Source organism: Microbacterium sp. B35-04 (assembly GCF_010634885.1).
In the GTDB taxonomy this organism is placed as follows: Bacteria; Actinomycetota; Actinomycetes; order Actinomycetales; family Microbacteriaceae; genus Microbacterium.
In genome coordinates, this window is the sequence record NZ_MWLP01000025.1 from 1 (window position 1) to 13,983 (window position 13,983).

Annotated in this window: 7 protein-coding genes; 3 read left to right on the top strand and 4 right to left on the bottom strand. The window is 71.4% G+C overall.

The window, feature by feature from the left end; genetic code table 11:
• Positions 1-488: 488 nt before the first annotated feature.
• From B1729_RS07225 to B1729_RS07235, 3 genes are all read right to left on the bottom strand, one after another.
• A complete protein-coding gene (locus B1729_RS07225; protein ID WP_239539483.1) occupies positions 489-2,978 on the bottom strand; it encodes a glycoside hydrolase family 3 C-terminal domain-containing protein in 2,490 nt (829 codons plus the stop codon).
• Positions 2,979-3,100: 122 nt separating this feature from the next.
• Complete coding sequence (gene yicI / locus B1729_RS07230; protein ID WP_163631613.1) at positions 3,101-5,473, bottom strand: alpha-xylosidase; 2,373 nt, start codon at positions 5,471-5,473, stop codon at positions 3,101-3,103.
• Positions 5,470-7,518, bottom strand: a complete 2,049-nt coding sequence (locus B1729_RS07235) for a beta-galactosidase (protein ID WP_163631616.1) — start codon at positions 7,516-7,518, stop codon at positions 5,470-5,472. Before B1729_RS07235 ends, yicI begins: the two co-directional genes overlap by 4 nt.
• A 114-nt stretch (positions 7,519-7,632) precedes the next feature.
• Between B1729_RS07235 and B1729_RS07240 the strand changes: the two genes are divergently transcribed.
• From B1729_RS07240 to B1729_RS07250, 3 genes are read left to right on the top strand one after another with little or no spacing between them, the layout of a single operon-like run.
• Positions 7,633-10,203 carry a glycoside hydrolase N-terminal domain-containing protein gene (locus B1729_RS07240; RefSeq protein ID WP_239539487.1) on the top strand — a complete coding sequence of 857 codons (2,571 nt, stop codon included), beginning with the start codon at positions 7,633-7,635 and terminating at the stop codon, positions 10,201-10,203.
• On the top strand, positions 10,197-11,186 hold the full coding sequence (locus tag B1729_RS07245; protein ID WP_163620576.1) for a LacI family DNA-binding transcriptional regulator: 990 nt from the start codon (positions 10,197-10,199) through the stop codon (positions 11,184-11,186). Before B1729_RS07240 ends, B1729_RS07245 begins: the two co-directional genes overlap by 7 nt.
• A 25-nt stretch (positions 11,187-11,211) precedes the next feature.
• Positions 11,212-11,817 carry a DUF624 domain-containing protein gene (locus tag B1729_RS07250; protein ID WP_163620575.1) on the top strand — a complete coding sequence of 202 codons (606 nt, stop codon included), beginning with the start codon at positions 11,212-11,214 and terminating at the stop codon, positions 11,815-11,817.
• Positions 11,818-12,229: 412 nt separating this feature from the next.
• Here B1729_RS07250 and B1729_RS07255 read toward each other — a convergent pair.
• A partial coding sequence (locus B1729_RS07255) for an ABC transporter substrate-binding protein (RefSeq protein ID WP_239539485.1) occupies positions 12,230-13,983 on the bottom strand: 1,754 nt, incomplete at its 5' end.

The following is a 13,983-nucleotide window of genomic DNA, read 5'->3' on the forward strand; positions in this document are numbered from 1 at the left end:
GCGAGGGAGCGCCAGCGACCGAGACGACACGCCCCAACCCGAACAAATCCGCCGGGTGCAGGCGTTTCGTCTCGCTCGTTCCTCACTCGCTCAACGACCGGGGGTGGAGTTCCGGTCGTTGAGCGAGGGAGCGCCAGCGACCGAGACGACACGCCCCAACCCGAACAAATCCCCCGGGTGCAGGCGTTTCGTCTCGCTCGTTCCTCACTCGCTCAACGACCGCGAGCAGAGTTCCGGTCGTTGAGCGAGGGAGCGCCAGCGACCGAGACGAAACGTCCCGAACCGAACGGATACGCCAGGTGCAGGCGTTTCGTCTCGCTCGTTCCTCGCTCGCTCAACGACCGCGAGCAGAGTTCCGGTCGTTGAGCGAGGGAGCGCCAGCGACCGAGACGAAACGCCCCAACCCAACGGATACGCCAGGTGCAGGCGTTTCGTCTCGCTCGTTACTCACTCGCTCAACGACCGGGGGTGGAGTCCGTGTGCTCGGGTCAGCTCGCGGTGACCTCCAGATCGGCGCGGACGGGGAGATCCCACGCTGACGGGCCCGCCGCGATGACGTACGACCCCGGCTGGACGCGGAGAGCGCCGGCGTGGAGCCAGTCGTCGACCGCGCCGGCAAGGCGCACGTCGTCGTCCCACACCGCGAGGCGGCCGGGCGAGAACGAGAGCTCCACGTCGGCGACCTCGCCGGGCGCGAGCCGCACGCGGCGGTACGCCACCAGCACGCGGCGCGGGGTCGGGATGGCGAAATCGCCCACCGGCAGCGCGTACAGCTGCACGAGCTCCTCGGCATCGCGGGCACCGGTGTTGCGCACGCGCACCACCGCGTGCATGACCTGCTCCTCGGCTCCGGGTGCGAATCCGGCGTGCCGGTGCGTCGCGGCGGGCGCGGGGACCGCCACATCCGGGATCGTCACCGACTCGTACGCGACGGTCGTGTAGGTGAGGCCGTGACCGAAGGCGAACGTGGGTCCATCGGCCTGGTGGCGGTACGTCGCGCCCTGGCGGAGCGTGTCGTAGTCGAAGAGGTCGCCCGCCTGCTCCTCGGTGGCGGGCCAGCTCTGCGACAGGCGTCCCGACGGCTCGCGGTCGCCCGCGAGCACGTCGATGACGCCGTGCCCGAGCTCCTGGCCGCCGTGGCTCGACCACACGACGGTGGCGGCATCCGTGTCGTCCAGCACGTACGGGTAGCTCGACACGATCGTGAGCACCGCACGCGGGTTGGCCTCGCGCGCGACGCGCCACACGTCGGCGGCCGCCGCGGGCAGGCGCAGGTGCGGCCGGTCCTCGGTCTCGCGGCCGGCGAGATGCGGATCGTTGCCGACCGCCACGATGACGGCGTCGGCGCGCGCGGCGGCTTCTGCCACCGCCGACGCCCCCGAACGCACGACGCGCACGCCGAACCGCTCGGCCTGGTCGAGGGTGACGGCTTCAGCGGCGAGCAGCCCCGAGTCGCGAAAGGTCCGCACCCAGCGGCCCGAGCCGAGGTGCAGGAGCGACCACGTGCCGTCGGCGTGCAGGTGCCTGCGGAAGCTCTCCTGCACGACCCAGCCGCCGACGCGCGCGGCGTCGGCTCGCATCGGCCAGGCGCCTCCGGTGAGCAGCAGTCCGCTCGCGTGGGAACGCAGGGTCAGGATGCCGTCGCCCCAGTCCGTGACGTCGAACAGGGCATCCGCTCCGGCGCCGGTAGCTGACGCCTCGACGCTCGCACCGTCTGCGGCGGCGACGACGAAGCGGCCGTTCGACGCCGCACGGAGCGCCACCGTATCGGCCCCCGTCACGACCTCCGCGTCGCCGAAGCGCTCCGCGGCCGCCGCGCCGATCCCGACCGCGTACGGCGGCGTGCCGGCGTACCAGTCGGTCAGCACCGCGTCGGCGAGCGGTCCGACGACCGCGACCCGCCCCGCGTCCGAGAGTGGCAGCACTCCGTCGTCGTTCCGCAGCACGACGACGGAGCGCGCCACCGTCTCGCGGGCGAGCTGACGCGCCTCCGGCGCGTCGATCGCCTCGACGCCGATGCCCGCGTAGGGGTCGTCCGCGCCGTCGAACTCACCGGTGCGGATGCGCAGCTCGAGCAGCCGCACCACCGCCCGGTCGATATCGTCGGTCGTGAGGAGCCCGGCCTCGAGCGCCTCGCGGAGGTAGCCGATGGTGGGCTCCGCGTTCGCCTCGTTGTCGGTGAACGAGTCGAGTCCCGAGCGCACCAGGGCCGCCGCCGCGTGCACGTGGTCGGGCTGGGCGCGCTGGGTGGTCACCAGGAAGGTCGGGGCACCGGCATCCGATACCACCGCGATCGACTCTTCCGACCAAGACCGGGCCTCGGCGACGAGCTCGGGCTGCGTGTGGGCGGGGATGCCGTTGACCTGGTTGTAGGCGAGCATGATGCCGCCCGCAGCGCCCGACTCGAGGGCGCCGCGGAAGGCGGGGAGCTCCTCTTCGTGGAGGGTGCGCAGCGACATCTCGGACGAGGTCGTGGAGCGATCGGTCTCGTTGTTGTACGCGAGGAAGTGCTTGAGGGCGGGCACCGTGCGCCACACCCGCGGATGGTCGCCGCGCAGTCCGTGTGAGTAGGCCGTGCCGAACTCCGCGGTGACGTGCGGGTCTTCGGAGTAGCCCTCTTCGTTGCGCCCCCACGCGGGGTGGCGCAGCGTGTTGACGACCGGCGCCCACACATTGAGGCTCACCATCGGGTTCTCGGCGCGCTTGGCGCGCACCTCGACCGCAGCGACCTCGCCGACCTGGCGTACGAGCTCGGTGTCCCACGTCGCGGCCAGCCCGACGGGCTGCGGGAACACCGTCGCGCGACCGAGCCACGCGACGCCGTGCAGCGCCTCGCAGCCCGTGTGCCACGCGGCGACGCCCAGCCGCTCGATCGCGGGGGCCGCCTGGTGCAGCATCGCGATACGCTCGTCCGGCGTCAGCCGGTCGAGCAGGTCGCGCGCTCGCACGGCGAGGGGCTGGTCGACCTGCCGGAACACCGGCGTGTGCTCGGTCGGGCGCTCCGCGGTCGGCCGGGTCCCGGCTGGGCCCCCGCCACCGGAGGCTCCGTGCAGCGCGCCAGCGCTGTGCGGAGGGGTCGCGGGGACCGTCAACGTCTCATTCATCGCTCGTCCTCGATCTCGATGCGGATCTCTCCGGATGCTTCGGCCCGAGCGGTCTGCTCGCCCACCTGCAGTGCCCATGGGGCGTGCGCGTCGTCCGACGACGCGATGATCGCGGTGCCCTCGCGGCGTACGCGGAACGTCGTCGCGCCGACCCCGTCGATCGACCCCTTGGTGTCGTGGCCCGGCACACGCGTGACGGCGTCGTAGCCGTCGGGCAGCTCGAAGCAGCGCAGCGTGACACCGTCGGACCAGTCGTAGTCGGGCCGGCTGTCGTCGGCGCCGAAGGGCAGCACCGTGCCCGGGCGCACGCGGAGCGGCACCGAGTCGTAGCCGTGCGTCTCGCCGACCCAGCGCCTGCCGTCCACGACGGAGCCGTCGACGAGCGAGGTCCACCGCCCCTCGGGCACGTAGTACTCCACCGTCCCGTCGGCGGTGAACACCGGCGCGACCAGCAGCGCGTCGCCCAGCATGTACTGGGTGTCGGCGTCGAAGCCCGAGCGGTCGCCCGGGAACTCGAGCGCCATCGGGCGCATCATCGGCGTTCCCTCGTGATACGCCTGCTCGGCGGCACCCGCGAGGTACGGCATCAGCCGCATCTTGAGCTTCGTGAAGGTGCGGGCGATGTCGACGGCCTCGTCGTCGAACGCCCACGGCACGCGCACCGACGACGAGCCGTGCAGGCGCGAGTGCGACGAGAGCAGGCCGAAGGCGAGCCAGCGCTTGAACAGCCCGGGATCGGGCGTGCCCTCGAATCCGCCGATGTCGTGGCTCCAGTAGCCGAAGCCCGACATCGCGAGCGAGAGCCCGCCGCGCAGCGACTCGGCCATCGACAGGAACGTCGAGTCGTTGTCGCCGCCCCAGTGCACCGGGAACTGCTGCGAGCCGGCGGTGGCCGAGCGGGCGAAGACGACCGCGTCGCCGACGCCGTGGTGGCGCTCGAGCGCCCGGAACACGACCTCGTTGTAGAGCTTCGCGTAATAGTTGTGCATGCGGTGCGGGTCGGAGCCGTCGTGCCACACGACGCCCTCGACCGGGATCCGCTCGCCGAAGTCGGTCTTGAACGCATCGACGCCCTGGTCGAGCAGGCTCTGCAGCTTCGCGACGTACCAGTCGGCGGCATCCGGGTTCGTGAAGTCCACCAGGCCCATGCCCGCCTGCCACATGTCCCACTGCCATACGCTGCCGTCGGTGCGCAGGAGCAGGTAGCCGTTCTCGGCCGCCTCGCGGAACAGCGCCGACCGCTGCGCGATGTAGGGGTTGATCCACACCGACACGTGCACGTCGCGCTCGTGCATGCGCGCGATCTGGCCGACCGGGTCGTGGAAGGCGCGGGCGTCCCACTCGAAGTCGGTCCACTGGTACTCGCGCATCCAGAAGCAGTCGTAGTGGAACACCGACAGCGGGATGTCGCGCTCGGCCATGCCGTCCACGAACGCGGTCACGGTGTCTTCGTCGTAGCTGGCGGTGAAGGATGTCGTCAGCCACAGCCCGAACGACCACGCCGGCACGCGGGCCGGTCGCCCGGTGAGGGCGGTGTAGCGACGCAGCACGTCCTTCGGCTCGGGACCGGCGATCACGTAGTACTCGAGCGATTCGCCGTCGACCGAGAACTGCACGCGCGAGTTCACCTCGCTGCCCACCTCGAACGAGACGTTCGCGGGGTTGTCGACGAACACGCCGTAGCCCCGGCTCGTGAGGTAGAACGGCACGTTCTTGTACGCCTGCTCGCTCGAGGTGCCGCCGTCGGCGTTCCACGTGTCGACGGTCTGGCCGTTCTTCACGAACGCGCCGAACCGCTCGCCGAGGCCGTAGACGCGCTCGCCCGGCTCGATGCTCAGCTGCTGGTGCACCCAGGTCGGCTGCGTGCCCCCGGCGGCGGTGCCGGCTGTGCCGGCGGTGCCCGGGGTGCCGGTGGTGCCGTTCTTGCCGCTCGTGCCGGTGAAGTGGCCGATGGATCGGGGCAGCGAGCTGGTGAGCGTGCGCCCGTCGCTCTCGAAGTCGACGCGCCACTGACCCGCCGTCCGGACGACCCGCGCGCTCAGCGGGCCGGACCGCAGGACACCGGCCTCGTCGTCGATCGCGATCTCGGGGCGGAACCCCTCTTCGCCGAACACCTCGAAGTCCGGCCCCCGGTGCACCGCACCCTGGTGCCGCTCGACCCGCACCTTGACGACGCCGGGCGCCGGCGCCGAGAAGGTCACCGTGAGCATCGCGCGGTTGAGGGTGTCGCCCCGGTCACGGATGACCGCCGTCGGCGCGTAGACCGTCATGGTGCCCGCCGCCTCGTCGTGGCGGATGTCGTCGACCTCGACTGCGTACAGCGGGGCGAGCCCCGGCCGGGTGAGCCAGTAGCCATCGGTGAACTTCACTCTGCGTGCCTTTCGATGAGCACCATGGCGGCGCCGGGGGCCAGAGTGGCCTGGCCGTCGACATCCGCGTCCGACAAGAGATCCCGATGCGGGCCGGGCACCGTGACGTGCCGCGTCCCCTCACCGTGGTTGAGCAGGAAGAGGGCGTCGCCGCGACGGATCCCCTCGACGTCTTCGGGCAGCACGCGGTCCGGCACGACGCCGGTCACGCCCGCCGCGTCGAGGGCGTCGTCGAGGACGGCGGCGAGAGCGGCATCCGACAGCACGGCGCCGAGGTACCAGGCCGTGCCCTCCCCCACGCGGTGACGCGTGATCGCGGGCGCCCCGGCGAGGTGTCCATCCTCGAAGCGGGCGAGCACCTCGGCGCCGTCCGCGCGCAGGCGTTCTCCCAGCACGGATGCCTCGGCCACCGCGGGCGCGGTCGTCCAGGCGGATTCCGCCGCGACGCGCGTGGGTGCGTCCGGCAGGCCCACCCACTCCTCGCCGCTCACGCCGACGAGATCGCGCAGCAGCACCGGCGAGCGTCCGGTGAGGATGCCGGCGTGAGCGTCTGCGACGCCCGAGAACGGACCGACAACGAGGCTCGCACCCCGCTGGACCGCCGCGCGGAGGGCGGCTGCGGCATCCGTCTCGACGATGTACGAGTGCGGCACCAGCACCGCCGCGTAGGCCGACAGGTCGGCGCCCGGCTTCACGAGGTCGACGGCGATGCCCCGGCGCCACAGCGCGCGGTGCCAGCGCTGCACCTGCTCGAGGGTGCGCAGGCGCTCGGTCGGCCGCCCGGGCTCCTCCGCGGCCCACCAGGACGGCCAGTCGAAGAGGACGCCGACGGATGCCGCCACCCGCCCGCCGACGACCGGCCGCAGCTTCTGCAGATCGGCGCCGAGGGCGCAGGCGCTGGCGAACACCTCGGTGTCGGCGCCGGCATGCGGCAGCAGCGCGGAGTGGAAGCGCTCGGCCCCGGTGCGCGCCTGACGCCACTGGAAGAAGCAGATCGCGTCAGCGCCGCGCGCGACGGCCTGGAGCGAGTCGAGGCGGGCGCGGTCGGCGGACTTGGGCAGGTTGTGCGGTCGCCACGAGGTCGCACTCACAGCCTGCTCCATCAGGGCCCACGGGCGCCCGCCGCCGAGCGAGCGCATGAGGTCCTGCACGAGGGCGATGTCGGACGACGCGGTGGCCGAGCCGTGATCGGGGTACTGGTCGTCGGCGATGACGTCGACGTCGGCCGCCCATTCCCAGAGGTCGGTGAGGGGCTCGAAGCCCATGAAGTTCGTCGTGATGGGCTGGGTCGCCCCGGCCTCGCGGATCGCGTCGCGCTGCTCGGTGAACACGCGCTGCAGCGCCCACGAGGTGTACCGGCGGAAGTCGAGGGACTGCGCCGGGTTCACCAGATACGGCATGCGGCGCGGCGGCAGGATCTCGTCGAAGTCGCGGTAGCGCTGGGCCCACACGAGCGTGCCCCACGCGTCGTTGAGAGCCTCGATCGTGCCGTAGCGCTCACGCAGCCACAGCCGGAACTCGCGCGCCGCCTCGTCGCCGAAGTCGATCTGCCCGAACTCGTTGCCGACGTGCCACATGCGCACCGCGGGGTGGTCCACGTAGCGCTCGGCCATCGCCGTCGCGATGGACACCGCGTGCTCGCGGTACACGCGCGACGCGGGCGTGAACTGGTTGCGCGATCCTGCGACGAGGCGCACGCCGTCGGGGTTCACCGGCAGCGTCTCGGGGTGGAGGATGCCGAGCCACGGGGGCGGTGAGGCCGTCGGCGTCGCGAGGTCCACGGCGATGCCGTGCGCATGCAGCAGATCGAGCACCTCGTCGAGCCACCCGAAGTCGCGCTCCCCCGGCGACGGCTCGAGGCGCGCCCAGCTGAAGACGCCGACGGTCACGAGGTTGACGCCGGCGCGGACCATGAGCTCGGCATCCTCGCGCCAGATCTCACGCGGCCACTGCTCGGGGTTGTAGTCGCCGCCGAAGCAGAGGCCGAGCTCGCCGGCGAGTTCGCCGAAGGCGTCGACGCGGCGCGGGTGCAGGGTGGCGGCCATGGAGCAGGGAACCTCTTCGCTGAGTTTCGTCGTGGGCGATTGTCGTCGGATCGAGAAGTGGGAGCGGACTTTCGAAGCGCTTCAACACCGAGACCATATACTAGCGCTGTGACGATGTCCACGCGCCGCGATGACGCGGCCCCGCCGGCCCGCCCGGAGGCTCTGCACGTGCTCCGCGCGTCGGCGCCGGCCTCGCGCTGGCTCGAGGCGTACCCGGTCGGCAACGGCCTGCGCGGCGCGATGTGCGCGGGACTCGCCGGCGGCGACCGGCTGTGGCTGAACGACATCACCGCGTGGTCGGGGCATGCCGAAGCGGATCCGCTCGAAGGGGTCACCGCGCGCGGCGCCGAGGCCCTCGCAGCCGTTCGAGCGGCGATCGACGCCGGCGAACTCGACGCCGCCGAGGGACTTCTGCAGCAGATGCAGACGCCCTGGGTGCAGGCCTACCTGCCGCTCGGCTGGATCGACGTCGAGGTGCTCGGCCCCACGGTCGCCGCCGGCTCGGGGCGCGGTCACCCGGTCGTTGAGCGAGCGAGGAACGAGCGAGACGAAACGCCCCGGACCCTCCAGCGACGCCTGGACCTCGCGACCGGTGTCGCGACGCACTCTTACGACGGGGTGACGCACCGGACGTGGGCAGACCTGGTGACCGGGCTGATCATGCACGAGATCTCCGCCGAAGAGCCGATCTCGGTGCGGCTCCAGGTCGGTTCGCTGCTGCGGGCGGAGTCCGCTCCGGGCGATGTGGACGGCGACCTCGTGACGCAGTGGCAGCTTCCGGTCGACGTCGCGCCCGGGCACGAGCAGCCCGCCGAGCCGATCCGCTACGACGACACGGCCGGACGCCACGGCGCGATCGTCGTGCGCTCGCTCGGCGCCGCCGACGTGACCGACGGCGTGCTCACCACCGCCGACGGCACGACGCACCTGTTCGCCGTCGCCACGGCCACGGCGCCCTCGTTGCCCGGCGAACCCGCCGATGACCGCGATGCGCTGCAGCGGGCACGGGGCCTGCTCCGCGGCATCCCGGCATCCGTCGACGTCGCCACATCCCTCGACGTCGCCACCACGGCGAACGAGCTCCTCGCCGCCCACAGCGCCGCCCACGGCGCGCTCTACGACCGGTGCGCGCTCGAGCTTCCGGCTGCTCCCGGCGCGCGCAGCGTCGATACGGTGGAACGCGTGCGGCGCGCGCAGGACCACGACGACCCCTCGCTCGCGGCGCTCGCCTTCCACTACGGGCGGTACCTGCTGATCGCGTCCTCGCAGCCGGGAGGACTCCCGATCACGCTGCAGGGCCTGTGGAACGCCGAGCTTCCGGGCCCGTGGTCGAGCGCGTACACGCTCAACATCAACACCCAGATGGCGTACTGGCCGGCCGAGACGACCGGCCTCGCCGAGTGCCACGAGCCGTTGCTGCGGTTCACGCGGCGCCTCTCCGAGACGACCGGCCCCGCCGTCGCGCGCGAGCTCTACGGCGCCGACGGCTGGGTGGCCCATCACAACTCGGATGCCTGGGCGCACGCCGCGCCCGTCGGCGCGGGGCGCGGCGACCCCGCCTGGGCGAACTGGTCGCTGGGTGGTGCGTGGCTGGCGCTGCACCTGTGGGAGCACTACGCGTTCAGCCGCGACCGGGACTTCCTCCGGGCGGAGGCGTGGCCCGTCCTCGCGTCGGCTGCGGCGTTCGCACTGTCGTGGATCCAGACCGACGGCGAGCGCGCCTGGACGAGCCCGTCGACCTCGCCGGAGAACCACTACGTCGACGCCGACGGCCGCGAGCGCGGTGTCGCCGTCTCGGCGACGATGGATGTCGCCCTCCTGCGGGAGCTGGCGGCCGTCTGCCGCGCCGGTGCCGATGCGCTCGGCGCCGAGGTGGGCAACGACGAGCCGTGGATCGCGCTGCTGAGCGAGCGCGCCGGCATGCTGCCGACGCCACGGGTGTCAGCGCGCGGAGACCTGCTCGAGTGGGATCAGGAGCGCACCGAGGCCGAGCCCGAGCACCGGCATCTCTCCCACCTCATCGGGCTGTTCCCGCTGGCGCAGATCACGCCGGACGCCACGCCGGAGCTCGCGCGTGCGGCATCCGAGTCCATCCGGCTGCGGGGTGCCGAGTCGACGGGCTGGGCGCTCGCGTGGCGCGCCGCCATGCAGGCGCGTCTGGGCGACGGCGCGGCGGTGCACGCCCAGTTGCGGCTGGCGCTCCGCCCCGCGGACGAAGGCGCCGCCCGCGAAGGGCAAGACCCTGAGAGCACTGTTGCCCACCGCGGCGGGCTCTACCCGAACCTCTTCAGCGCCCACCCGCCGTATCAGATCGACGGCAACCTGGGCGTGACCGCGGCGATCGCGGAAGCCCTCGTGCAGTCCTTCGACGAGCCGGCCCGGGACGCCGAATCCGGGCTCCGGTCCGGCGCAGAGTCGGTCGACCCCACTCGCGTGCGGCTGCGGCTGCTGCCCGCTCTCCCGCCGGAGTGGCCCGACGGCGCCGTGCGCGGCATCCGTTCCCGCGGCGACGTGTCGGTCGACGTCGAATGGGCCGGCGGACGCCTCGTGCGGGCGCTGCTTCGGGCGGGCGCGCAACCGACGACAATGATGGTGCACGGACCGGACGGTCCGCTCGGCACGTACGAGCTCACCCCCGGAATCACGCGGGTGATCGAAGCAGGAGAACGGGGAACCTCATGGTGACGATCGCGGACGTCGCACAGGCGGCGGGCGTGTCGATCTCGACGGTGTCGTACGTCATGAGCGGCAAGCGGGCCATCTCGCAGGAGACGCGCGACCGCGTCGAGAAGGCCATCGACAGCCTCGGCTTCAGCCCGCACGCGGGTGCGCGGTCACTGGCGTCGCGCTCGACGAACGTCATCGGACTCCAGGCGCCGCTGCGCACCGGCGTCGACGTGCACGTCGTGATGCAGATCGTCACCGGCGTGGTCACGCAGGCGCGCAAGCACGGCTACGACATCCTGCTGCTCGCGAGCGACGACGCCAAGGCGCTGCAGCGGGCGGCCAAGGGGTCGATGGTGGACGCGCTGCTGGTGATGGATGTCGAGTCCGACGACCCCCGCATCGACACGCTGTCGCAGCTCGGGCATCCGAGCGTCCTGATCGGCCTGCCGGAGGGCCGTCGCGCGATCCCCTGCGTCGACTTCGACTTCGAAGCCGCCGGCTGGCTGGCGGTGGACCGTCTCGTCGCGCTGGGGCACCGGCGCGTCGCGCTCATCGGCTCGCCGCCCGAAGTCATGTCGCGCCACACGTCTTACGCCGACCGCCTGGCGCGGGGCTTCCTCGCGGCCTGCGAGGCCAACGGCGTGACCGGCACCGTGCACGCATGCCCGAGCAGCGCCGAGTCGGTCGCCACCGTCGACGCCGTGATGACCGAGAGCCCCGACATCACGGGCTTCTTCGTGCACAACGAGGGCGCGCTGCCGCACGTCGCGACGACCATCGCGCAGCGCGGTCACGCGCGCGGCGACGATCTGGCCGTGGTCGCCCTGTGTCCCGACGACGTCGCACGCTCGGTGTCAGGGCTCGCCGACAGCATCGCCGTTCCCGCGGAGGCCATCGGCGCGGCGGCGACCGACATGATCTGCGAGATCCTCGCGAACGGCGCGAAGCCGGCGGTGCGGCTGCTGCCGCCCGCCCTCACCGGAAGCACCACGGCCCCGTGACCGCGAACCGGGCCCGGTGACACGCATGCAGATCGACCCCGACAGCCGCACGCTCGGCGGCTTCTCGACGTTCCTGACGTTCGTCGCGCTCAACCTCCTCTACATCGTGCTCTGCCTGCCGATCGTGACGATCGGCGCCGCCACCAGCGCCCTCTACGAGGTGACCATCCGCTACTCCGACGACGAGAGCGGCCGGCCCCTGAAGGACTTCTTCCCCGCGTTCCGTGCGAACTTCGCACGCGCGACCGTCCTCATGCTCTGCCTGCTCGTGCCGGCGGCGCTACTCGGCTTCTCGAGCGTGTTCTGGTTCGCGCACCCCGCGCTCTTCGCCGGCGTGGCCGGCGTCGTCGCGGTCATCGGCGCCGTGTACCTCTTCGCGGCGTTCCTCTACGCGATGGCGCAGGTCGCCTACTTCAGCAACACGGTGCGTCAGACGCTCAAGAACGCGCTGCTGCTGCCCGCGGCGGAACCCGTCCGCACGCTCGGGGTGCTCATCATCCCGGTGACCGCGGTCGCGCTCATGATCCTGTTTCCGCCGGCTGCGATCCTCGTCGGCACGATCGGCTTCTCGGTCGGCGCCTACGCGACCGCGTTCCTCTTCCGCAGCGTCTTCACCCGCCACGACGCCTGACCTCGCCTCCTTCGGCCCTGCGCCGACGGTGCGGGCGCCGCAGCCGGGCGCCGGGCGCCGGGCGCCGCAAGCGTGCGGGCGCGCTGCCGGGTCCGGGGGCACGGGCTCGCCGTCAGCGTCACCACCATTGACTTGTCACAGATGTACGCCACACGCGGCGTGTCGCGCACATGTGAGGCAAGTCAACGAGGGAACGGCGAAAGAGGAGCGACTCGGGATGCCGTGTCCCAACCCTCTCGGACACGCATCCCCTGTCTCGGCATCCCTCCTCCCCGCCGTTGACTTGTCACAGATGCACGCCACACGCGGCGTGGCGCGTGCATGTGAGGCAAGTCAACGAGGAGGTCGCGGGAGCGGGGCACGACGAAGGGCTCGGGATGCAGCATCCCGAGCCCTTCGCGTCACGCAGGTGTCAGCCGGCGAACTCCTCCGTCACGGCGACGCGCGCGTCGTTCTGCGACTTCGCATTGTCCATGTCGAACTCGAGCACCTGCTCGTAGCCGAGACCGTACGCGGTCTCGATGAGCTCGTCGCGGAGCGACTCGAACTGCGCCTCGCTGTCGGCGAAGACCATCTGCCATGAGAGCTGCTTGATGATCTCCTTGACCTGGTTGCGGAGCGTCTCGACCTCGGAGCTGTCGGCCGGCGCGGTGAAGCTCGCACCCGGGGCGACGAGCACCTGGTCGTTCGTCTGCAGGTACTCCATGGTCGAGGTGGCGCCGCCCATCTTCCCCGACCAGTCCTCGGTGAGGGGGTTGGCGATCGATGCCTGGTACGTCGGCCAGAACGTGTAGCTGTACGGCAGTCCGGTCTCGGAGTCGACCTCGATCGGGAGGACCGCGCTCAGGTTGAGAGCCGAGACGCCGTCGGCGTAGTCGCCGCCGCCCCACTCCTCGGGAACCGTCCCACCGCCCTCGAGGAAGACCTCGTTGCCGAAGTCGGTCAGCTCGGGCTCGCCGGCGTCGTTGACGTCCCACGTGAGGCCCTGCGGGCCGGCCGATGCGCCGGTCTGGCTGCTGTTGGCGTACGCGCCCTCGGCGGAGTACAGCCAGTCGATGAACGCCGCGATGCGCTCGGGGTCCTCGGCCTTGGAGCCGATGGCGAACACCTGCTTGCCGCCGTACGCCTCGGCGCCGTACGAGAAGATGCTCTGGTCTTCGAGCGGCACCATCTGGAAGCCCTTGCCCGCGGCCATGTTCTCTTCGGTGTTGTACGCCGACTGGCCGAGCCACGGCCACCACGAGAACAGCACCTGCCCGTTCTGGAACTTCGAGAACAGGGTGTCGTAGTTCTGCGTCGTCGACTCGGGGTCGACGAGGCCCAGCTGGTTGGCGTCGAAGTACAGCTTCAGGTTGCGCATGTACTCGCTGTCGGGGTCGAGGATGCTCTGGTAGTCCGAGCCGTCGGCCTTGGCCAGCACGAAGCCGATCTCGTCGTAGCCGTAGAAGCAGGCGGGCTGCTTGGCCGTGACCATCATGTTGCCGTCCCAGTCCTTGAACAGCGAGAAGGCGTAGGTGGGCTGACCGTTGTCGGCGGTGGGGTGGGCCGCCTGCATGTCGGCGAGCACCGGGAGGAGGTCTTCCAGTGTGCTGATCTGGGGGTAGCCGGCCTCCTTGTAGTAGTCCCAGCGCACGTACGGGCCGAACGTGGGGTTCAGGCCCTCCGACGGCTCGGTCGGCTTGAGCGACGAGACCGCCGACGGGAAGCCGTAGACGCCGTCCTTCCCGTCGTTGAGCTTCTCGACGGCCGCGTCGAACTCGGCGGCGTTGTCCATCGCGCCGTAGTAGTTCGACGAGTCCTGCACCAGACCGCCCTCGATGAGCTCGTCGAGCTTCTCGCCCTTGTCGGTGATGATCAGGTCGCCCAGGTCGCCGGCCGCGACGCGGGTGTTGTAGAGGGTGTCACCGCCGCCCGCGACGTTCGGGGCGATGATGTTCAGCTTCATGTTGAACTTGTCTTCGACGATCTTGGCGAACCAGCCCTGCTGGATGCCCATGTAATTCGCGAGACCGTCGAACACGTCGATCGTGATCTCCTCGTCCCACTTCTCGGGGAACTCGTCGATCGCGCCCTGCTCGGCACCGCCCGCACTGCAGGAGGCGAGCGACCCCGCGGCGAGCAGCGCCACGAGTGCCAGGGACACCTTCTTTCGAAGCTTCATTGCTT